We start from the raw sequence: 21,043 nt of genomic DNA on the forward strand, positions 1-21,043 counted from the left end.
GGACAATGTCCTGCCGGTCGTGAACCGTGCAGGAAGAAGACGCGACGCAGCCGGCCGCCGCCCCGACCGTGGACCGCAGCCGGGCCTACTCAAGACACGCAGGAGCAAGTGGTGATCGAAGAGACCCTCCTCGAGGCCGAGGAGAAGATGGAGAAGGCCGTCGTGGTCGCCAAGGAGGACTTCGCCGCGATCCGCACCGGCCGTGCGCACCCGGCGATGTTCAACAAGATCGTGGCCGACTACTACGGCGCGCCGACGCCGATCAACCAGCTGGCCTCTTTCTCCGTGCCCGAGCCGCGCATGGCCGTGGTGACCCCGTTCGACAAGAGCGCGCTGCGCAACATCGAGCAGGCGATCCGTGACTCCGACCTGGGCGTCAACCCGAGCAACGACGGCAACATCATCCGGGTGGTGTTCCCCGAGCTGACCGAGGAGCGCCGGCGCGAGTACATCAAGGTCGCCAAGGGCAAGGGCGAGGACGCGAAGATCTCGATCCGCTCCGTCCGCCGCAAGGCCAAGGAGGCCATCGACAAGCTGATCAAGGACGGCGAGGTCGGCGAGGACGAGGGCCGCCGTGCGGAGAAGGAGCTCGACGACACCACGGCGAAGTACGTCGCCCAGGTGGACGAGCTCCTGAAGCACAAGGAAGCGGAGCTGCTCGAGGTCTGATGAACGACTCTTCCTGGGGGACGCCGCAGACCGGGTACTGGGGGCCGTCCGACCACGGACCCGGCCGGGGAGCTGTCCCGGCGGGTCCCGCGTACGATGCGCACAACGCACAGCAGACGCGCCCCATGCCCATCGTGCCCGACGTACCCGAACACGGCGGAGACCAGGATGCGGACCGGGGGGTCGCTCGGCTGAGCGGCCCCCTGTTCCGAGACGAGCCCACGCGGGCCCGCCCCCTGCCGGGGGAGGTGCCGCAGAATCCGGAGCCCATGCCCCACGCCCCGCAGCCGGCGCCTGCACCGCAGAAGAAGAGCGCGGGGCGGGACCTCGGTGCCGCGATAGGCGTCGGCGTCGGACTCGGCGCGGTGATCGTCGCGTCGCTGTTCGTCGTCAAGGCCGCCTTCGTCGGGGTGATCGCCGTCGCCGTCGTGGTGGGCCTGTGGGAGCTGACCACGCGGCTGGACGAACGCAAGGGCATCAAGGCGCCCCTCGTCCCGCTGGCGCTGGGCGGCGCGGCCATGGTCGTCGCCGGGTACGCGCGGGGCGCGGAGGGCGCGTGGATCGCCATGGCGCTCACCACGCTGGCGGTGCTGGTCTGGCGCATGACGGCACCGCCGGAGGGTTACCTCAAGGACGTCACCGCGGGCGTCTTCGCCGCCTTCTACGTGCCGTTCCTGGCGACGTTCGTCGCGATGCTGCTGAAGGCCGAGGACGGTCCGTGGCGCGTGCTGACGTTCCTGGCGCTCACCGTGGTCAGCGACACCGGCGCGTACGCGGTCGGCTGGCGCTTCGGCAAGCGCAAGCTCGCCCCGCGGATCAGCCCCGGCAAGACCCGCGAGGGCCTGCTGGGAGCGGTCGCCTTCTCGATGGCGGCGGGCGCGCTGTGCATGCAGTTCCTGATCGACGACGGCGTGTGGTGGCAGGGCCTGCTCCTCGGCCTCGCGGTCGCCGTCAGCGCCACGCTGGGCGACCTCGGTGAGTCCATGATCAAGCGGGACCTCGGCATCAAGGACATGGGCACGCTGCTGCCCGGCCACGGCGGCATCATGGACCGCCTGGACTCCCTCCTCCCGACGGCGCCGGTGGTGTGGCTGCTGCTGGCGATCTTCGTGGGCACGGGCTGAGGTCCGTCCTCCTGCCGCCGCACGGCCCCCGTCCTCCCGGAGGACGGGGGCCGACGCGTGCCGCCGCTCTCCAGGAGCGCGGCCCGGTCGACGCGCCCGGACTCCAGGTGATCCGCGGCGCACGCTTCGTGCAGGCGCCCGGCATGGGCCACGCGCTGCCTGCGGCCACAGGCGGAAGCAGCCGTTCCTCCGCGTGATCTTCGGGTGGCACAATCCCCGGGCATGACGCCGGATCCGCTGGTGGAACGTGCTCGTGCGCTGTGGCAGGACCTGGCCGGTGCACCCGTGGAGTTCGGACGACCCGCCGCCGGCGTGGTCGTCTCACCGGCGTCGAAGCTGTGTCCGCCCTCGTGGTGCGGGATCGTGGTCCTGGACGGAGCGGGGATCATCACGGTGCCGACGGACGAGGCCGCGGCGGCATATCAGGCCTGGCCGAGAAGGACGGCGCATCCGTCCGTCCTGACGGTGCCGGAGCATCGCGGACGCGGACCGGCGAAGACGGTGGCCTCTGCGGCGGTCGCGCACGCTCTCGGCGCGGGCCTCATGCCGCAGTGGAGAGGCCGACGGGCATCGTCCCGACGGGTCGCCCGCTCGTTCAGGTGCCGGGAGATCGGAGCCCAGTTGAGTGTTCGGCTCGGCGAGGACGGAGGGGCGGCACCGGCCACGATCCGCCCGGGGCTGCCGAGCCGCGACCGGTGACGAGCACCACCGACCGGTGCGGCGGCCGACGCCTGCGGGTCACCCTTGTGGATCTGCGACACTGGTACAGCCATGCCTAAGCCCGGAGAACTCACATTCGTAGCGCCGCGCGGAGCCAAGAAGCCGCCGCGGCATCTTGCCGATCTCACGCCTGCCGAGCGCAAGGAGGCGGTCGTCGCGGTCGGTGAGAAGCCGTTCCGTGCCAAGCAGCTCTCGCAGCACTACTTCGCGCGGTACGCGCACGATCCGGAGCAGTGGACCGACATCCCCGCCGGTTCGCGCGGGAAGCTGCGGGAAGCGCTGCTTCCCGAGCTGATGAGCGTCGTGCGGCACCTGTCGACCGACCAGGGGACGACCCGCAAGACGCTGTGGAAGCTGTTCGACGGGACGCTCGTCGAGTCGGTGCTGATGCGGTACCCGGACCGGGTCACCATGTGCATCAGCTCGCAGGCCGGGTGCGGCATGAACTGCCCGTTCTGCGCCACCGGGCAGGCCGGGCTGGACCGGAACCTGTCCACCGCCGAGATCGTGCACCAGATCGTGGACGGGATGCGGGCGCTCCGCGACGGCGAGGTGCCCGGCGGGCCCGCGCGGCTCAGCAACATCGTGTTCATGGGCATGGGCGAGCCCCTCGCCAACTACAAGCGGGTCGTCGGTGCCATCCGCCGGCTCACCGACCCCGAGCCCGACGGGCTCGGCCTGTCGCAGCGCGGAATCACCGTGTCGACGGTGGGCCTCGTGCCGGCCATCCACCGGTTCTCCGACGAGGGCTTCAAGTGCCGGCTCGCCATCTCGCTGCACGCCCCCGACGACGAGCTGCGCGACACCCTCGTCCCCGTGAACACCCGGTGGAAGGTGCGCGAGGTGCTCGACGCCGGGTTCGAGTACGCGGCGAAGTCCGGGCGGCGCCTGTCCATCGAGTACGCGCTGATCCGGGACATCAACGACCAGGCGTGGCGCGGTGACCGGCTGGGGCGGCTGCTCAAGGGGCGCCCCGTGCACGTCAACCTCATCCCGCTCAACCCGACGCCCGGCTCCCAGTGGACCGCGTCGCGGCCCGAGGACGAGAAGGCGTTCGTCGAGGCGATCGCCGCGCACGGTGTGCCGGTCACGATCCGGGACACCCGTGGACAGGAGATCGACGGGGCGTGCGGTCAGCTCGCCGCGACCGAGCGGTAAGGTGACCCCGGTCAGTACATCTGAACAGGCAACATCCGAATAAGCACACCTTCAGTACACCTTCATATTCCGACAGGGGAGCGCCACAGCGCTGAGAGTGCGGCACCGGCCGCAGACCCTCCGAACCTGGCCCAGGTCATTCTGGGTAGGGAGATCGGTCATCACTCGAGCTGTTGCGCCCTGCCCGGGACCCCGCCCAGGGGTCCCGGGCAGGGCCGCGTCTCTTCCTGGTCACTCCAGGAGGGATCAAGTGGACATCACCAAGAAGGTCACGGCCCTGGCGGTCGGTCTGGGGCTCGTCACGCTGTCCGCCTGCGGGTCGTCCGGCGCGGACGGCAGCAGCGGCAGCGGCGAGGGCTCCAAGACCGTGACCCTCGTCAGCCACAACTCGTGGGCCGTGTCCGAGGACGTCGTCGCCGCCTTCGAGAAGCGGTCGGGCTTCAAGCTCAAGGTCCTCGAGGACGGCGACGCGGGGCAGGCCGTGAACAAGGCGATCCTGACCAAGGACAACCCCCAGGGGGACGTCTTCTTCGGCGTCGACAACACCCTGCTGTCCCGCGCCCTCGACAACGGCCTCTTCCAGCCCTACGAGGCCAAGGGCTCCGACCTGATCCTGCCCGAGTACCGGGCCGACGAGGACAAGCACCGGGTCACCCCGGTCGACACCGGTGACGTCTGCGTCAACTACGACAAGGCGTGGTTCGAGAAGAAGAGGCTGACCCCGCCGAAGACCTTCGACGACCTGGTCGATCCCGCCTACAAGGACCTCCTCGTCGTCGAGAACGCCGCCACTTCCTCGCCCGGCCTCGGTTTCCTGCTCGGCACCGTCGCCGAGTACGGCGACGGGGGAGGCTGGGAGGACTACTGGAAGAAGCTCAAGGCCAACGGCGTCAAGGTGGTCGACGGCTGGGAGCATGCCTACAACGAGGAGTTCTCCGGCTCGGCCGGCGGCAAGCAGGCCAAGGCGGACCGGCCGCTCGTCGTGTCGTACGCCTCCTCGCCGCCCGCCGAGGTGATCTACGCCGACCCGCGGCCCGACACCGCCCCCACCGGCGTCGCCGAGGGCACCTGCTTCCGGCAGGTCGAGTACGCGGGGCTGCTGAGCAACGCCGAGAACCCCGAGGGCGGCAAGGCGCTGCTGGACTTCCTGGTCAGCAAGACGTTCCAGGACGACATGCCGCTCAACATGTTCGTGTACCCGGTGCGCGAGGGCGCCCAGGTGCCCGAGGAGTTCGTGAAGTTCGGGCCGCAGGCGAAGGAGCCGCGGACCATGGACCCGGCGAAGATCGCCGAGAACCGTGACCAGTGGGTCAAGTCGTGGACCTCGCTCGTACTGAAGTGACCCCGCGCCGGCCCGGACGGTGGCGCCGGAACGCGGCCCGGCTCGGCCTGATGGCCGTGCCGGCCGCGTTCTTCGCGGTCTTCTTCGCCTACCCGGTCGCCGCGATCGTCGCCCGGGGACTGAAGGCCGACGGCGGCTGGCAGCCCGGACGGATCGCGGACGTGCTGGCCCAGTCCGACATCCGCCAGGTGCTGTGGTTCACCACCTGGCAGGCGCTCGTCTCCACGGTCCTCACCCTGGTGACCGCCCTGCCCGGCGCCTACGTCCTGGCCCGTTTCGACTTCCCCGGCAGACAGGTGCTGCGGGCGGTGATCACCGTGCCGTTCGTGCTGCCGACGGTCGTCGTCGGCACGGCGTTCATGGCGCTCGTCGGGCGGGGCGGACTGCTGGACGAGCTGTGGGGCGTGCGTCTCGACACCACGGTCTGGGCGATCCTCCTCGCCCACGTCTTCTTCAACTACGCCGTGGTCGTCCGCACCGTGGGCGGACTGTGGGCCCAGCTCGACCCGCGTCAGGAGGAGGCCGCGCGGATGCTCGGCGCCTCCCGTCTCACCGCCTGGCGCACGGTCACCCTCCCGGCGCTCGCCCCCGCGGTGGCCGCCGCCGCGCTGATGGTCTTCCTCTTCACCTTCACCTCCTTCGGCGTGGTGCAGATCCTCGGCGGTCCCGCCTTCTCCACCCTGGAGGTGGAGATCTACCGGCAGACCGCCGACCTCTTCGACCTGTCCACGGCCGCCGTCCTCACGACGATCCAGTTCCTCGCCGTCGGCGCGATCCTCGCCCTGCACGCCTGGACCGTGCGGCGCCGCGAGACCGCGCTGCGGCTGGTCGACGCCTCGGTGACCGCCCGCCGCCCGCGCGGCGCCGGACAGTGGGCGCTGCTCGGCGGGGTCGTCGCCACGGTCGCCGTGCTGCTCCTGCTGCCGCTCGCCGTTCTGGTCCAGCGCTCCTTCGGCAGCGCCGGCCTCGCCTACTACCGGGCGCTGACCGAGGCGGACGGGGGCGTCTTCCTGGTCGCCCCGATCGAGGCGATCGGCAACTCCCTGCGCTACGCCGTCGCCGCCACCGTGATCGCCGTGGTGATCGGCGGTCTCGCCGCCGTCGCCCTGACCCGGCGGGACGCGGGCCGGCTGGTGCGCGGCTTCGACGCCCTGCTGATGCTGCCGCTCGGCGTGTCCGCGGTGACCGTCGGCTTCGGCTTCCTCATCGCCCTCGACGAACCGCCGCTGGACCTGCGCGCCTCCTGGATCCTGGTGCCGCTCGCGCAGGCACTGGTCGGCGTCCCCTTCGTCGTACGGACCATGCTGCCGGTACTGCGGGCCGTCGACGTGCGGCTGCGGGAGGCGGCGGCGGTGCTCGGGGCGTCGCCGTGGCGGGCGTGGCGGGAGGTGGACCTGCCGCTGGTGCGGCGGGCGCTGCTGATCGCCGCCGGGTTCGCCTTCGCGGTGTCGCTGGGGGAGTTCGGGGCGACGGTGTTCATCGCGCGGCCGGACAACCCCACCCTGCCGGTGGCCGTGGCGCGGCTGCTGGGACGGCCCGGGGACCTCAACTACGGGCAGGCGATGGCCCTGTCGACGATTCTGATGGTGGTGTGCGCGGTGGCGCTGCTGGTGCTGGAGCGGCTGCGGACCGACCGGACCGGGGAGTTCTAGATGCTGCTCAGCCTCGAGGCCGCGACCGTCCGCTTCGGCGGGCGGGCCGCGCTGGACGCCGTCGACCTCGACATCGCCGAGCACGAGATCGTGTGCGTGCTCGGTCCCAGCGGCAGCGGCAAGTCCACGCTGCTGCGCGCGGTCGCCGGACTGCGGCCCCTGGACGCCGGGCGGGTCCTGCTCGACGGACGGGACCAGTCGGGCGTGCCCGCGCACCGGCGGGGCGTCGGACTGATGTTCCAGGACCACCAGCTGTTCCCGCAGCGGGACGTGGGCGGCAACGTGGCCTTCGGCCTGCGCATGCACGGCGTGCCGCGCGCCGAACAGACGCGGCGCGTGGGCGAGTTGCTGGAGTTGGTCGGGCTGCCCGCCGCGTCCGGGCGGGCCGTCTCCGCCCTGTCCGGGGGTGAGCAGCAGCGGGTGGCGCTGGCCCGCGCCCTCGCCCCCAGCCCGCGGCTGCTGATGCTCGACGAGCCGCTCGGCCAGCTCGACCGGTCGCTGAGGGAGCGGCTCGTGATCGAACTGCGCGAGCTGTTCGGACGGCTGGGCACCACCGTGCTGGCGGTGACGCACGACCAGGGCGAGGCGTTCGCGCTGGCCGACCGGGTGGTGGTGATGCGCGACGGACGGATCGCCCAGTCCGGCACGCCTCTCGAGGTGTGGCAGCGGCCCGCCGACGCCTTCGTGGCCCGCTTCCTCGGCTTCGAGAACGTCGTCGAGGCCGCCGTGGCCGACGGCGTCGCCGTCACTCCCTGGGGCAAGGTGCCGGTGCCGCAGGGCGCTCCCGAGGGCACGCGGCCGCTGCTGGTCCGGCCTGCCGGGGTCCGGCTGGTCCCGGCCGGGGCGGGGCTGTGCTGCACGGTGACCGCGCGCACCTTCCGCGGCACCCATGTCGCCGTGCGCCTCCAGCCGGAGGGGGCGCCGGCGCTGGAGGCGGCCTGCGCGCTCCGGGACGCCCCGGACGTCGGGGACGTGACCGGTGTGGAGTTCGACGGCGCGGAAATCGCTGTTCTGGGCTGATCACCGGTACCTAGGGTGGGCGGCATGACACGACTCGCTCATGAGCGTTACTGCGACGAGATCGCCCATCAGGTGGGGCAGTTGAGGGCGGTGGTGACGTCGGGGACGGACCTGTCCCGCACGGTGCCGACCACGCCCGACTGGTCACTGGAACAGCTCGTACGGCACATCGGCGGCGCCCTGCGCTGGGCGGCCCTGATGGTGCGGACCGGGGCCGAGAAGGAGACCCCGGAGGAGGACGTGCCGGGCTTCGAGGGGCCCGGGGTCCGCGGTGACGCCGCCGCGCTGGACGCCTGGCTGGCCCGGAGCGGCGATCTGGCCGTCACCGCGCTGCGGGAGGCCGGGCCGGACGCGCGGGTGTGGAGCTGGGCGGGGATCGACAACGCCGGCTTCTGGGCCCGCCGTATGACCCACGAGGTGACCGTGCACCGCGCGGACGCCACACTCGCCGCCGGACTGCCCTACGAGGTCGCGCCCGAGGTGGCCGCCGACGCGGTCGACGAGTGGCTGGAGATCGTGGAGTGGGCGCAGCGGACACTGCCCGACGACGAGGTGCACGGGCTGCGCGGGCCCCTGCGCACGATCCACCTGCACGCCACCGACACCGCGCCCGAGGTGAACGCGGAGTGGCTGGTGCGGCTGGACGAGGAGGGGGTGTCCTGGCGACGCGGCCACGAGAAGGCCACGGTCGCGCTGCGCGGGCCGCTCGCCTGGGTGCTGCTCGCCTTCTACCGCCGCATCCCGCTGGACGACCCGCGCGTCGAGGTGTTCGGCGAGCGCGCGGTGCTCGACGGCTGGCTGGAACGGGCCACGTTCGGCTGACCGGTCCGTCGACGGCGAGCGGCCCGCCCCCGGTTCGGGACGGGCCGCGGGCGTTTCCGGGAGGCGTCAGCGCCGGCTGTTCGCCCCGCGGCGGCGCATGCCGAAGAAGATCGCGCCGCCACCGACGGCGACCAGGGCGGCCGCGACGCCGGCGATCAGGCCGGTGTTGGAGTTGGCGCCGGTCTCGGCGAGGTTGGACTCACCGGCCGGGGACGGGGCGTTGTCCGACGTGTCCGCCGGGGGAGCGGCGCTCTCGCTCCCGCCCTCCGACGGGACCGGGCTCGGCTCCTCGTTCTCCTCGGCCGGGGCCGAGGTCTCCTCCGACGGCGTGGGCTCGGGGGACGGGGACTCCTCCTCGTCCTCCTTGCACGGCGTCGACGGCGTGGTCAGGTTCGGCTTGATGTCCTCGTCCACGTACGGCTCGGCCTTGACGTGGATGCGGTAGACGGCGTTGGGCTTCCAGTCCTCCTCGAAGGTGATGGTCGTGCCCTCCTTGGACCCCTTGACCACCTGCTCGCCGACCTTCTTGATGTCGGCGCCGTTGTTCTGCAGGAACACCGTGACGGTGGCGGGGACGCCGGCCGGGTCGACGTCGGTGACGGTGATGACGCCCTTCTCACCGTCGCACTTCGCCTCGGCCGAGAACTCGTTGATGTTGCACGCCGCGGCGTTGCCGGCGGCTCCGAGCGCGAGCGCGGCGGACGCGGAGACGACACCGAGGGCGCGCACGGAGCGGGTCACGGTGCGGCGTGATACGGACAGAACTGCCACGTTTGTCCTTTACATGAAGCGTAAATGCGGGGGGTTGAGGGAGAGTTGACGAAAGCTCAGCACTCCCGTGAGGCTCCCAGGTCTATAAGCGCCGCATAAGTAGTGTCAACGCATATGCCTACCGGGGGACCGGGCTTTGCCTATTTGTTAACCACCCGGACGTTTACGCGCCCGAGGGACCGCATCGATCCGGCCGTCGCGGCCGGGAACGCTCACCGGCCGTACGTGGAGGGCCAGTTGAAGGAGCGGCCGGTCAAGAGGCGTGCCGTCAGCCCCCGCCGGGCTTCCGGCACGACGGGAAAACGGCAGGGGCCGGGCGCTCCGGCGAGCACCCGGCCCCTGCCGTGTCCGGTACGGCCGCCGACCGTCAGCCCTCCACGGCCGCCGGGTCCATCCAGACGACCTCCCAGGTGTGGCCGTCGAGGTCGTCGAAGGAGCGGCCGTACATGAAGCCGAGGTCCTGGGTCTCGCCGGCCGGGGACCCGCCCGCCGCCAGGGCCTTCTCCACCAGCTCGTCGACCTTCTCCCGGCTCTCGGCGCTCAGCGCCAGCAGCACCTCGCTGTTCTTGCGGGCGTCCACGATCTCCTTCTTCGTGAACTGCGCGTACTTCTCCTTCGTCAGCAGCATCGCGATGATCGTGTCACTGATCACGACGGAACCGGTGGACTCGTCGCTGAACTGCTCGTTGATGGAGTAGCCGAGCGCCGTGTAGAACTTCTTCGAGGCGTCGATGTCCTCGACGGGCAGGTTCACGAAGATCATCTGCTGGTACATGACGGGGCCTCTCCCTGTTCGTCGTCACCGTTCGTGGGGGTAGACCGGAGGCCCGCGCGGAACTCATCGCGTCCGGGAAAAGTTCTTCGACTTTCTTCGCCCGGCCCTCTTCGCCCGGCCTCTTCCGCTCAGCTGCCCAGCGGCCACGCCGACAGCTGGGCCACCGCCACGGTGAGCGGCCCGAACAGGGCGAACAGCGCACCCGCGCGCAGGGCGGCGGCCCGGCGCAGCGTCCCCGCGGGCGCCCCCAGCCGCCGCAGCGAGGCGGTGGTGTCCGCGTGCGCCTGTTTCGCCTCGACGGCCGCCGTGAGCAGCGTCGCCACCGTGCAGCCGGCCACCAGCAGCACACCCAGCACCACGAGCGGACCGGCCGACGGGTCGTGCCGGCCGTGCAGCGACGCCATCGCGTACGCGGCCGACACCACCGCGCAGACCACCCCCAGCGGGCGTCCGATGCGCGTCGCCTCCGTCATCAGCACCCGCCCGGCCAGCAGCCGCAGCGCGCCCGGCCGCACCGTCTGGAGCAGCCGCCCGCACAGATGGGTGAGCCCGGGGCCGACGAGGGCCAGACCGAGGGAGGTCAGGACCAGTCCGAGGAACGCGGCCGGGCCGTCCTCGGAGCCGGTACGGCTCAGGAGAGCCTCCACCGCCACCCCCACCGCGAGCACCGCGACGCCCCACGGCGCCCCCGACGGGGCCGCGGTCGGCACGGCGGGCGGGACGACGGCGTCGGCGGTCTCCGCGCCGGACGCCCCGGCCGACCCGGCCTGAGCGTCCCCCTGCTCCCGGCCGGGCGCTTCCGCGGTCGTGCGCCGCCCGTGCGCGGCGGCACCCAGCTGCCGGCCGAACCGCCCGTAGGCGCCGAAGGACTCCAGCACCGGAGTGCGCCGGTACGCGCCGAACCGGCCGTACGCCCGTGCCGCCCGGCCCGCGCCCGTGACCGGCTCGCGCGGCCGCAGCGTCACCGCCACCGCCGCCGACGCGCTGAGCGGCACCAGGGCCAGCAGGGTCAGCGCGGCCGGCAGCGGCAGGGGACGTCCGGCGGCCAGGAACTCCCTCGCGTCCCCGCCCAGGGGCGTGCCGGTCAGGTCGCCGCGCAGTTGGAGGAAGACGAGCAGCGCCAGCACGGAACCCAGGACGCAGGACACGGCCGTGGTCGCCGCGGAGACCGCCATCAGCTTGACGGGACCGAGCCCGACCGCCGAGAGACCGGGCCGGGGCCGGGTCGCCGGGTCGGTGCGGGCGACCGCGACCGCGAGGTGGACCGTGGCCGCCAGCGGCGCCGCGCACCAGGCCAGACGGAGCGCGGAGGCGGCGGGGTCGGAACGGCTCAGCGCGTGGCCGAGGGCGCTCAGCAGCAGGAAGCCCGTGCCGGCCGAGGCGCCGGCGACGAGGAGCCGGCGGACCTGGACGGCGGGCTGGGCCCCGAGGCTCAGACGGAGAGCGAGCACGCCGCCCGGCCTTCCGACTCGGCCGGTCCGGAGACCGGGGGGAGGTGCACGGTCCGCACGCACCGCCCGTCGAGCAGCGACACCGTGCGGTCGGCGAGGGCGGCGGTCTGCGCGTCATGCGTGGCGAGGACCACCGTGATGCCGTGCGAGCGGGCCGCGGTGGTGAGGGTGCGCAGCACGTGGGCGCGGTCGACGCGGTGCAGCGGGGCGGTCGGCTCGTCGGCGAACAGCACCGAGGGCGCCGGGGCCAGCGCACGGGCGATGCACACCCGCTGGCGCTCCGCGTGCGTCAGCTCCACGGGGTGCCTGCGCGCCCGGTCGCCGACGTCGAGGCGCTCCAGCCACTCCAGGGCGGCGGCTTTGGCGCGGCGCCGGCCGGTGCCGCGCAGCATGAGGGGCAGCGCGGCGTTCTCCCAGACGTTCAGCTCCGGCACCAGCACCGGCGCCGGGTCGATCCAGCCGAACCGGTCGCGGCGCAGCCGCTCCCGGGCCGCCGGGCCCATGGTGTGCACGGGCACGCTGTTGAACCAGACCTCGCCGTCGTTCGCGGGTACCAGGCCGGACAGACAGCGCAGCAGGGTCGACTTGCCGCTGCCGCGCGGGCCTGAGACGGCGAGGATCTCGCCTTCCCGGACGCCGAGCGAGACCCCGCTCAGGCCGGGTGAGCCGTCGTCGTGCCGGAAGCGCAGGGCGCGCGCCCAGAGCACGTCGTTGTCCGGTGGGGCCACCATGGCGTACACCTCGGTTCGGATCGGAAATGCCGTGCGTTCGTCGGGTAATTCCCCCGTCCGGGGGAACGAAAGGCGGGCCGATCGGTCACTGGGCACGCTAGGCAGGCGGTGGCGGGCGGCAGGACAGCACGCGGCCCCGGGCCGCCGTTTCTCACTCGAACGGACGGCACCGGGGCCGGTGTTGATCATTCAAAGAGAAGATCGGTACCACGGACGGCCTACAGTTTCGTCCACGCCTCCGTGAGGGTCGCGCGCAGGATCTGCTCGATCTCGTCGAAGGTCTCCTGGTGGGAGATCAGCGGCGGCGCGAGCTGGATGACCGGGTCGCCGCGGTCGTCGGCACGGCAGTACAGGCCGTTCTCGAACAGCTTCTTGGACAGGAAGCCGTACAGCACGCGCTCGGTCTCGTCGGCGTCGAAGGACTCCTTGGTCGCCTTGTCCTTGACCAGCTCGATGCCGTAGAAGAAGCCGTTGCCGCGGACGTCGCCGACGATCGGCAGGTCGTGCAGCTTCTCCAGGGTGGAGCGGAACGCGCCCTCGTTGTCGAGCACGTGCTGGTTGAGGCCCTCGCGCTCGAACAGGTCTAGGTTGGCGAGGCCGACCGCGGCCGACACCGGGTGGCCGCCGAAGGTGTAGCCGTGCAGGAAGGTGTTGTCGCCCTGGTAGAACGGCTCGGCGAGCCGGTCGGAGACGATGCACGCGCCGATCGGGGAGTAGCCCGAGGTCATGCCCTTGGCACAGGTGATCATGTCCGGTACGTAGCCGAACTTGTCACAGGCGAAGGTGGTGCCGAGGCGGCCGAAGGCGCAGATGACCTCGTCGGAGACGAGCAGCACGTCGTACCGGTCGCAGATCTCGCGCACCCGCCGGAAGTAGCCGGGCGGGGGCGGGAAGCAGCCGCCCGCGTTCTGCACGGGCTCCAGGAACACCGCGGCGACCGTGTCCGGGCCCTCGAAGAGGATCTGCTGCTCGATCTGGTCGGCGGCCCAGCGGCCGAACGCCTCCGGGTCGTCGCCGTGGATCGGCGCCCGGTAGATGTTGGTGTTCGGCACCTTGTGCGCACCCGGCACCAGCGGCTCGAAGGGGGCCTTGAGGGCCGGCAGGCCGGTGATGGACAGGGCGCCCTGCGGGGTGCCGTGGTAGGCGACCGCGCGGGAGATGACCTTGTACTTGGTCGGCTTGCCGGTCAGCTTGAAGTACTGCTTGGCGAGCTTCCAGGCGGTCTCCACCGCCTCGCCGCCGCCGGTGGTGAAGAAGACCTTGTTCAGGTCGCCGGGGGCTTCGTGCGCGAGCCGCTCCGCGAGTTCCACGGCCTTGGGGTGGGCGTAGGACCACACCGGGAAGAACGCCAGTTCCTGCGCCTGCTTGGCGGCGGTCTCGGCCAGCTCCTGCCGGCCGTGCCCGGCCTGCACCACGAACAGGCCCGCGAGACCGTCGAGGTAGCGCTTGCCCTTGTCGTCGTAGATGTGGGTGCCCTCACCGCGGACGATGGTGGGGACGGGAGCGTTCTCGTACGACGACATGCGGGTGAAGTGCATCCACAGGTGGTCGTACGCGGACCTGCTGAGGTCCTTGGGGGTGTCGGTGCTCACGATTATCGGGTTCCCCACATGTAGGTCTGCTTCTTGAGCTTGAGGTAGACGAAACTCTCGGTGGAGCGCACGCCGGGCACGGCCCGGATGCGTTTGTTGATGACCTCCAGCAGGTGGTCGTCGTCCTCGCAGACGATCTCGACCATCAGGTCGAAGGAGCCGGCGGTCATCACCACGTACTCGCACTCGGCCATCGCGGCCAGCGCGTCGGCGACGGCCTCCACGTCCCCCTCGACGTTGACGCCGACCATCGCCTGCCGGCGGAAGCCCACGGTGAGCGGGTCCGTGACGGCGACGATCTGCATCACGCCCTGGTCGAGCAGCTTCTGCACGCGCTGACGCACCGCCGCCTCCGACAGGCCGACGGCCTTGCCGATCGCGGCGTACGGCCGGCGGCCGTCCTCCTGGAGCTGCTCGATGATGGCGAGGGAGACGGCGTCCAACTGGGGTCCGCCGCCGTTCTTGGACTCGCGGGAGTCCTTGGGGTCTGCGCTTCGACTGGCCACGGGATCACTGTGCACGACGTATCGGCAGTTTCGCAAGGATCGATCGATGAAATCCGTTGTCGATGAAGCCTATGCGTGCGGATTTCGCAGATGCGGAGGGAGCGGGGGTGTTGAAAACGTCAGCCGTCCGTCTAGGGTGGGTGTCTCAGAGGTTGGACACCTCGACCCGTACACACCCGACACCTCGGGCATCACACGCCCGACACCTCGGGCACCCACGAGGAACACCAGGAGGACCTGCAGTGAGCACCGAGCTGCGTCGTCTGCGCAACTACATCGGCGGTGAGTTCCGGGACGCCGCCGACGGACGGACCACCGAGGTGGTCAACCCCGCGACCGGCGAGGCGTACGCGACCGCTCCGCTGTCCGGTCCCGCGGACGTGGACGCCGCGATGGCGGCCGCGGCCGAGGCCTTCCCCGGCTGGCGCGACACCACCCCGGCCGAGCGGCAGAGGGCGCTGCTGAAGATCGCGGACGCCTTCGAGGAGCGCGCCGAGGAACTGATCGCCGCCGAGGTGGAGAACACGGGCAAGCCCGTCGGGCTGACCCGCACCGAGGAGATCCCGCCGATGGTGGACCAGATCCGCTTCTTCGCGGGCGCGGCGCGGATGCTCGAGGGCAAGGGCGCCGGCGAGTACATGGAGGGTCTGACCTCCTTCGTGCGCCGTGAGCCGGTCGGCGTCTGCGCCCAGGTGGCGCCGTGGAACTACCCGATGATGATGGCCGTGTGGAAGTTCGCCCCGGCGATCGCCGCGGGCAACACGGTCGTCCTCAAGCCGTCGGACACCACTCCGGCCTCCACCGTCCTCATCGCCGAGATCCTCGGCTCGATCCTTCCCAAGGGCGTCTTCAACGTCGTCTGCGGCGACCGCGACACCGGCCGTCTGATGGTCGAGCACCCGACCCCGGCGATGGCCTCCATCACCGGCTCGGTGCGCGCGGGCATGGCGGTCGCCGAGTCCGCCTCCAAGGACCTCAAGCGGGTCCACCTGGAACTGGGCGGCAAGGCCCCGGTCGTGGTCTTCGACGACGTCGACATCGCCAAGGCCGTCGAGGGCATCTCCGAGGCCGGCTACTTCAACGCCGGGCAGGACTGCACGGCCGCCACGCGCGTGCTGGTGCACGAGTCCGTCCACGACGAGTTCGTCCGGGCGCTCGCCAAGGCCGCCGCCGACATCAAGACGGGCATGCCCGACGACGAGGACGTCCTCTACGGGCCGCTCAACAACCCGAACCAGCTCAAGCAGGTGGAGGGCTTCATCGAGCGGCTGCCCGCCCACGCGCGCGTGGAGGCCGGCGGCAAGCGGGTCGGCGACCGGGGCTACTTCTACGCGCCGACCGTCGTCTCGGGCCTCAGGCAGGACGACGAGATCATCCAGAAGGAGGTCTTCGGGCCGGTCATCACCGTCCAGTCCTTCACGGACGAGGACCAGGCCGTCGCGTACGCCAACGGCGTGGAGTACGCGCTGGCCTCGTCGGTGTGGACCAGGGACCACGCCCGCGCGATGCGGATGTCCAAGAAGCTGGACTTCGGCTGCGTGTGGATCAACACGCACATCCCGCTGGTCGCCGAGATGCCGCACGGCGGCTTCAAGAAGTCGGGCCACGGCAAGGACCTGTCGGCCTACGGCTTCGACGACTACACGCGGATCAAGCACGTGATGACCTCGCTGGACGGCTGACGCACGGGACGTCCGGCCCCGGACGGTGCACCGCACCGTCCGGGGCCGACGTGTGTCCGCACGACGTCCGGCCACACTTTTGAACATGTTCAACTCCAGACGTACGCTTCCGCCATGAGCGACAGAGCCGCCCTCCTCAAGGGCATTCGCGTCTGGCTGGTGTTCTTCGTCGTCTGCCTGGTGCTCAGCGGCGTCACGGCCTTCCCGCTGGTGCACGAACTGCGCTGGACCGAGGAGGTGTCGCGGTCCCTCGGCGTTCCCGAGCACCTCCCCGGCCTCATGGAGTGGATCGAGCGCGTACGGGACGGACTCGACGCGGCCGACGCCGACCACCCCTTCCTGCTCTACGGCACCGACTGGCTGGCCTTCGCCCACCTCGTGATCGCGGTCGCCTTCCTCGGCCCCTACCGCGACCCCGTACGCAACATCTGGGTCGTGGAGTTCGGCCTGATCGCCTGCGCCGGCGTCATCCCGCTCGCCCTGATCTGCGGGCCGGTCCGCGGCATCCCCTTCTGGTGGAGCGTCGTCGACATGGCGTTCGGCGTGTTCGGCGCGATCCCGCTGTACGTGGTCCGGAGCAAGATCAAGCGGCTCGAGGCGCTCACGGCGGACCTCGTCCCCGGGGTGTCCGCCGCTCCCGCTCGATAGGTTGAGGGCATGAGGGGTGAACAGGTGGGCGGAGCCGTCACGTGGGGGCTCCTGGGCGCTTGGGCCGTGCACGATCTCGAGGAACTGGCCACCGTGCCGGGGTGGTTGCGGAAGAACGTGCCCGAGCTGCGGCGGCGGTTCCCGCAGGTGCCGGAGCCGGTGTGGCGGCGGGCCGAGACCATGGGGGCGGCCGAATTCACCGCGGCGGTCGGCGTGATGGGGGCCGTCGTCGGGGCCGCGTCGGCCGCCGGGCGGCTGAGCGGAGGGCGATCCGGCTTCTACCAGGCCGCGTTGACCGGCTTCGGACTGCACGGGGTGATGCACATGGCGCAGGCCGCGGCGGTACGCGGCTACACCCCCGGCTCCGTGACCTCGCCGCTGGTCGTCCTGCCGTTCACGCTGTGGGCGCGCGGCCGGCTGCGCCGGGCGGGCGTGCTGCGTCCCGCACGTCCCCGTGACGCGGTGGCCGGCCTGGCGGCCGCGGGGGCGGCCACGGTCGCGTCGCACGTGGTGGCGCGCCGGCTGCTCGGAGCGGCACGCCACCGGTCGTCATGACGTGACGCGGTCGCGCAGCGCGCACAGGACGTCGACGCGGTTGGTGGTGATCGAGTCCACCCCCGCGGCCAGCAGGCGGCGCATGGAGCGACGGGTGTCCGGGGTCCACACGGACAGCAGGCAGCCGTCGCGGTGGACGCGCTCCGCGAGCGCCCGGTCCACCACGCTGAAGCGGTAGTTGAGCCAGCGCGGCCGGACCGCCTCGAGGAGCCCGGCGCGCACCGGGGCGTGGGAGGTGTGGGTGAGCGCGATCTCCGCGGCCGGGTCCACCGCCCGCACGGCGAGCATGGCGGGGGCGCCCGCGCAGTAGTAGACGCGGTCCTGGGCGCCCTGCTCCCGGACGACGTCCACGATCCGGCGCACGGCGCGCTCGCCCGGGGCGCCGGGCAGGTCGATCATCATCCGGCTGCCGCCGGTCGCCGCCAGCGCGTCGGCGAGGGCGGGCACCCCGCCGTCCGTCACCTCGCGCACCTCGCTCCAGGTGAGGGACGCCAGCGGACGGTCGTGGTCCCACAGGCGCGCGAGCGTCGCGTCGTGCAGCAGCACCGGGACGCCGTCCCGGGTGAGCCGTACGTCGATCTCGACCGCGTCCGCGCCCCGCCGGATCGCGGAGCGCAGGGAGGCCAGGGTGTTCTCGCGGACGCGGTACGGGTCTCCGCGGTGGGCCACGGCGGTCACGTTCTGCATGGGGGCCCTTCGCGGGTGGTCAGGAGGCGAGCCAGGAGGCGGTGTAGGTGTCGATCTCCGCCGCCAGCCGCGCCTTGCCGGCCGGGTCCAGGAACGACGCCTCGACCGCGTTCTTCGCCAGGTCCGCCAGGCCCCGCTCGTCGAGGTCCAGCAGCCGGGCGGCGACCGCGTACTCGGTGGCGAGGTCGGTGCCGAACATCGGCGGGTCGTCGGAGTTGACCGTCACCAGCACGCCGGCCCGGGTGAACTCCTTGATCGGGTGCTCGTCCAGGGTGGCGACCGCGCGGGTGGCGATGTTGGAGGTCGGGCACACCTCCAGCGGGATGCCCCGCTCGGCGAGGTGCCGCAGCAGCTCCGGGTCCCGCGCGGCGCTGGTGCCGTGGCCGATGCGCTCGGCGCCCAGCTCGTTCAGCGCGTCCCAGATCGTCTCCGGACCGGTGGTCTCGCCCGCGTGCGGCACCGAGTGCAGCCCGGCGGCGACGGCCCGGTCGAAGTACGGCTTGAACTGCGGGCGCGGCACGCCGATCTCGGGGCCGCCCAGGCCGAAGGAGACCAGGCCCTCCGGGCGCAGCCGGTCGTCGGTGGCGAGCCGCGTCGTCTCCTCGGCCGCCTCCAGGCCGGCCTCGCCCGGGATGTCGAAGCACCAGCGCAGCACGGTGCCCAGCTCGCTCTCGGCCGCCTTGCGGGCGTCCTCGATCGCGTCCATGAAGGCGCGCGCGTCGATCCCACGGCGGGTGGAGGAGAACGGGGTGATGGTCAGCTCGGCGTACCGCACCTGCTGCCGGGCCAGCTCACGGGCCACCTCGTACGTCAGCAGCCGCACGTCCTCGGGGGTGCGGATCAGGTCGACGACGGACAGGTACACCTCGATGAAGTGCGCGAAGTCCGTGAAGGTGAAGTAGTCGGCCAGGGCCTCGGGGTCGGTGGGGACCTTGGAGTCGGGGTGGCGGGCGGCCAGTTCCGAGACGATGCGGGGGGAGGCGGAGCCGACGTGGTGCACGTGCAGTTCGGCCTTGGGCAGCCCGGCGATGAAGGCGCGCAGGTCACGGACCTGTCCGGCGGTGGCCGCGGGGGCGTGGCGGTCGGTCAAGGTTCCTCCCCGGGAACGGCGTCCCGGGCCGGGACGCGGCGGGACGCGGGTGATCGGCTGATCGACGGTGCGGGGATCATCGTAGGCCGGGCGCACGCGGGACGGGCGCGGGCCGTACCATGACGGTTCGTCCGAGGAAGGGGTCGCAGCGCATGTCCGACGACGCACCGGCGCCGGGGGCTCGGGACCGCACGGGGGACGGAACGCCTCCGGCGGGTTCGTCCGCCCCCGAGGTGTGGCCGGCACCGGCCGACGGCGGGGCGCCGCACGTGGCCCCCCAGGACGGTTCGCTGGTGGACGCGCGGACCACGGAGACGGGGCGTGCCGCGGCGGACACACGGGACGCCGGGACGCCCGCGTCCGACCCCTGGGCGCTGCCCGGGGACCGTGCGCCGGCCTCCGGTGGTCCGGGCGGGACCGTGGTGGCGGGAGGGATCTCGCCGTGGCCGGCGCCCACCGTGCACGACCGGGCGGCGTCCGGCACGTCCTCGGTGCACGCCCAGGAGACGGTGACGTCCTTCCCGACGGCCTCGAACCCGGCCCCGCCCGCGCCCGCGTCCACACCCGGGCCTTACGGGAGTCCGTGGACAGGTCCTTCGGCAGCGGCAGCGGCAGCGGCCGCGCCCGTGCCGCAGGCCGCCGACCCGTTCGCGTCCCCGGCGGCCGGCGCGGCCGTCCCGCCGCCGCCCATCGGTCCGGAAGGGCCGGGGCAGCTCCCCTACGGCTATCCGCACGCGGGGTACGCCGGTGCGCCCGCCCAAGGACACCCCGGCTGGACCGGGATGCCGCCCCTGCCGAGCAACGGCATGGGCGTCTCCTCCCTGGTCCTCGGGATCATCGCGGCGGCCGGGTTCTGCTTCTGGCCGGTGGCCATCGCGCTGGGCGTCCTTGCGGTGATCTTCGGCGCGATCGGCCGCGGCAAGGCGAGCCGCGGCGAGGCCACGAACGCGGGGCAGGCCCTGGCGGGCATCATCTGCGGAGCCGTCGGCAGCGCGCTGGCTCTCATCCTGGGTGTCGTCGTCCTGGTCACCTGAGCCCGACGGCCCGACGGCCCGACGGCCGGGGCTCGCGCCTGCGGCGCCGACGCGGCCGGCACCGGACGCGGCCCGTCGGGAGGCGACCCGGGACGCACCGTCGGAAGGGCGGGGCGCCCCCGGTGCGTGGCCGCCGCGCTCACCAGGGCGCCGCCCGCGGCCGGCACCGGGGCCCCCACCCCCTTGGGCTGCCGCCGGCGCCGGTGCGCACGGAGGGGCGACGGACCCGCCGCCCCTGCTCCGCGGCCTCCGCTCCCCCCGCGGCCCACGCCGCCTCCCTCAGCCGCCTGCGTGCCTCCATCAGCGCGAAGCCCAGCAGGTTGGGGCCGCGCCAGCGGGTCGGGTCGTGGGTCGCCTCGTCGCCGGCCGCGAGGCCTATGCCCCACACACGATCAACGGGGCTGGCCTCGACCAGAATCCGCTCGCCCGTGCCCAGCAGGAAAGACCGCAGCCCCTCATGAGCCGCGAACTTGTGCATGCTGCCCTCCACCACGATCCCGAACCGCTCCCGCCGCCAGGTCTCCTCGTCGAAGCCGCGGACCAGGCGGCCCGCCTTCTTCGCCTGGGAGGGATGTGCGGCGGCCAGCACGCGCCGCTCGCCCTCGGCGTCGCCGAAGAGGCGTGCCTTGGCCGCCATCATCCAGTGCTCGGCGGTCGCGTACTCCACGCCGTCGACGGTGAACGGCGCCGGCCACCACTGGCTCAGGCAACTCGCCCCGATGCGGCCGTCGGGCAGCGGCCGGTGCCCCCAGAAGTGCAGGTACTTCACCCGCTCCCCGGCCCGCACCGCCTCGATCAGCGCCTCCCTGGAAGCCACCGCTCGTACGGTTCCGCCCAAGGCCATCACCCCCCGATGTCGATCTGTGCCAGAGCAGTCTCACAGGCGCCACTGACACTCCGTCCTGCCTTTTCCGTTGCCGCTCGACACCTGGTCGACAGATTCCGTCGCGTAACCAAATGGCAACAACGGAATCACTTGTTGGAGTGCCTCTGCTCTGTCAGGATCGGCACTCA

19 protein-coding genes, 1 pseudogene and 1 riboswitch are annotated in these 21,043 nt (G+C 72.2%); of the genes and pseudogenes, 11 read left to right on the forward strand and 9 right to left on the reverse strand.

Annotated elements, in window-relative coordinates:
• Positions 1 to 111 precede the first annotated feature (111 nt).
• The 7 genes from frr to ACIQ8B_RS17305 all read left to right on the forward strand — a co-directional run bounded on the left by frr (position 112) and on the right by ACIQ8B_RS17305 (position 8,507).
• Positions 112 to 669: a ribosome recycling factor gene (gene frr / locus ACIQ8B_RS17275; protein WP_006136598.1), complete on the forward strand. Its 558-nt coding sequence runs from the start codon at positions 112 to 114 to the stop codon at positions 667 to 669.
• A complete protein-coding gene (locus ACIQ8B_RS17280) occupies positions 669 to 1,793 on the forward strand; it encodes a phosphatidate cytidylyltransferase (protein ID WP_403547666.1) in 1,125 nt (374 codons plus the stop codon). The genes frr and ACIQ8B_RS17280 overlap by 1 nt, the downstream gene beginning before the upstream one ends.
• 771 nt (positions 1,794 to 2,564) lie before the next feature.
• Positions 2,565 to 3,671 (forward strand): 23S rRNA (adenine(2503)-C(2))-methyltransferase RlmN, encoded by a 1,107-nt coding sequence (rlmN, locus tag ACIQ8B_RS17285; RefSeq protein ID WP_106412222.1) that lies wholly within the window; start codon positions 2,565 to 2,567, stop codon positions 3,669 to 3,671.
• A 64-nt stretch (positions 3,672 to 3,735) separates the two neighbouring features.
• Positions 3,736 to 3,841: riboswitch (TPP riboswitch) on the forward strand.
• Between the two features lie 80 nt (positions 3,842 to 3,921).
• Positions 3,922 to 5,013, forward strand: coding sequence for a thiamine ABC transporter substrate binding subunit (locus ACIQ8B_RS17290; protein WP_403547668.1), 1,092 nt, complete (start codon positions 3,922 to 3,924; stop codon positions 5,011 to 5,013).
• Positions 5,010 to 6,665 carry an iron ABC transporter permease gene (locus ACIQ8B_RS17295; RefSeq protein WP_290006600.1) on the forward strand — a complete coding sequence of 552 codons (1,656 nt, stop codon included), beginning with the start codon at positions 5,010 to 5,012 and terminating at the stop codon, positions 6,663 to 6,665. The genes ACIQ8B_RS17290 and ACIQ8B_RS17295 overlap by 4 nt, the downstream gene beginning before the upstream one ends.
• On the forward strand, positions 6,666 to 7,685 hold the full coding sequence (locus ACIQ8B_RS17300; RefSeq protein WP_403547670.1) for an ABC transporter ATP-binding protein: 1,020 nt from the start codon (positions 6,666 to 6,668) through the stop codon (positions 7,683 to 7,685). It abuts the gene before it with no gap.
• Positions 7,686 to 7,709: 24 nt separating this feature from the next.
• Positions 7,710 to 8,507 carry a maleylpyruvate isomerase family mycothiol-dependent enzyme gene (locus ACIQ8B_RS17305; RefSeq protein ID WP_290006594.1) on the forward strand — a complete coding sequence of 266 codons (798 nt, stop codon included), beginning with the start codon at positions 7,710 to 7,712 and terminating at the stop codon, positions 8,505 to 8,507.
• 66 nt (positions 8,508 to 8,573) lie between these two features.
• Here the strand turns inward: ACIQ8B_RS17305 and ACIQ8B_RS17310 are convergent, their stop codons facing one another.
• From ACIQ8B_RS17310 to ACIQ8B_RS17335, 6 genes are all read right to left on the reverse strand, one after another.
• Positions 8,574 to 9,248, reverse strand: coding sequence for an LAETG motif-containing sortase-dependent surface protein (locus tag ACIQ8B_RS17310; protein WP_403547673.1), 675 nt, complete (start codon positions 9,246 to 9,248; stop codon positions 8,574 to 8,576).
• 397 nt (positions 9,249 to 9,645) lie between these two features.
• Positions 9,646 to 10,053 carry a VOC family protein gene (locus tag ACIQ8B_RS17315; protein ID WP_106412218.1) on the reverse strand — a complete coding sequence of 136 codons (408 nt, stop codon included), beginning with the start codon at positions 10,051 to 10,053 and terminating at the stop codon, positions 9,646 to 9,648.
• Positions 10,054 to 10,181: 128 nt separating this feature from the next.
• Positions 10,182 to 11,504 (reverse strand): hypothetical protein, encoded by a 1,323-nt coding sequence (locus tag ACIQ8B_RS17320; RefSeq protein WP_403547675.1) that lies wholly within the window; start codon positions 11,502 to 11,504, stop codon positions 10,182 to 10,184.
• Positions 11,486 to 12,235, reverse strand: a complete 750-nt coding sequence (locus tag ACIQ8B_RS17325) for an ABC transporter ATP-binding protein (protein ID WP_403547677.1) — start codon at positions 12,233 to 12,235, stop codon at positions 11,486 to 11,488. The genes ACIQ8B_RS17320 and ACIQ8B_RS17325 overlap by 19 nt, the downstream gene beginning before the upstream one ends.
• Before the next feature lie 218 nt (positions 12,236 to 12,453).
• A complete protein-coding gene (locus ACIQ8B_RS17330) occupies positions 12,454 to 13,827 on the reverse strand; it encodes an aspartate aminotransferase family protein (protein ID WP_290006579.1) in 1,374 nt (457 codons plus the stop codon).
• Between the two features lie 2 nt (positions 13,828 to 13,829).
• Complete coding sequence (locus ACIQ8B_RS17335; RefSeq protein WP_290006577.1) at positions 13,830 to 14,348, reverse strand: Lrp/AsnC family transcriptional regulator; 519 nt, start codon at positions 14,346 to 14,348, stop codon at positions 13,830 to 13,832.
• Between the two features lie 227 nt (positions 14,349 to 14,575).
• Between ACIQ8B_RS17335 and ACIQ8B_RS17340 the strand changes: the two genes are divergently transcribed.
• From ACIQ8B_RS17340 to ACIQ8B_RS17350, 3 genes are all read left to right on the forward strand, one after another.
• On the forward strand, positions 14,576 to 16,015 hold the full coding sequence (locus tag ACIQ8B_RS17340) for a gamma-aminobutyraldehyde dehydrogenase (RefSeq protein WP_403547679.1): 1,440 nt from the start codon (positions 14,576 to 14,578) through the stop codon (positions 16,013 to 16,015).
• 114 nt (positions 16,016 to 16,129) lie between these two features.
• Positions 16,130 to 16,663 (forward strand): hypothetical protein, encoded by a 534-nt coding sequence (locus ACIQ8B_RS17345; RefSeq protein WP_403547681.1) that lies wholly within the window; start codon positions 16,130 to 16,132, stop codon positions 16,661 to 16,663.
• 9 nt (positions 16,664 to 16,672) lie between these two features.
• A complete protein-coding gene (locus ACIQ8B_RS17350; RefSeq protein WP_290006571.1) occupies positions 16,673 to 17,218 on the forward strand; it encodes an HXXEE domain-containing protein in 546 nt (181 codons plus the stop codon).
• Here the strand turns inward: ACIQ8B_RS17350 and ACIQ8B_RS17355 are convergent.
• A complete protein-coding gene (locus ACIQ8B_RS17355) occupies positions 17,213 to 17,905 on the reverse strand; it encodes a glycerophosphodiester phosphodiesterase (protein ID WP_403547683.1) in 693 nt (230 codons plus the stop codon). The genes ACIQ8B_RS17350 and ACIQ8B_RS17355 overlap by 6 nt on opposite strands.
• Positions 17,906 to 17,924: 19 nt before the next feature.
• Entirely contained in the window at positions 17,925 to 19,091 is a 1,167-nt protein-coding gene (locus tag ACIQ8B_RS17360) for an adenosine deaminase (RefSeq protein ID WP_106412210.1), read from the reverse strand.
• A 56-nt stretch (positions 19,092 to 19,147) separates the two neighbouring features.
• On the opposite strand from ACIQ8B_RS17360, the gene ACIQ8B_RS17365 reads away from it, so the two are divergent.
• Positions 19,148 to 20,029, forward strand: coding sequence for a hypothetical protein (locus tag ACIQ8B_RS17365; protein ID WP_403547685.1), 882 nt, complete (start codon positions 19,148 to 19,150; stop codon positions 20,027 to 20,029).
• Positions 20,030 to 20,297: 268 nt separating this feature from the next.
• Here ACIQ8B_RS17365 and ACIQ8B_RS17370 read toward each other — a convergent pair.
• A pseudogene (locus tag ACIQ8B_RS17370) lies at positions 20,298 to 20,873 on the reverse strand (NADAR family protein); the annotation flags it as partial.
• Positions 20,874 to 21,043: the final 170 nt, after the last annotated feature.

Origin of the sequence: Streptomyces sp. NPDC096105, assembly GCF_044763335.1 — a bacterium.
Classification (GTDB): domain Bacteria; phylum Actinomycetota; class Actinomycetes; order Streptomycetales; family Streptomycetaceae; genus Streptomyces.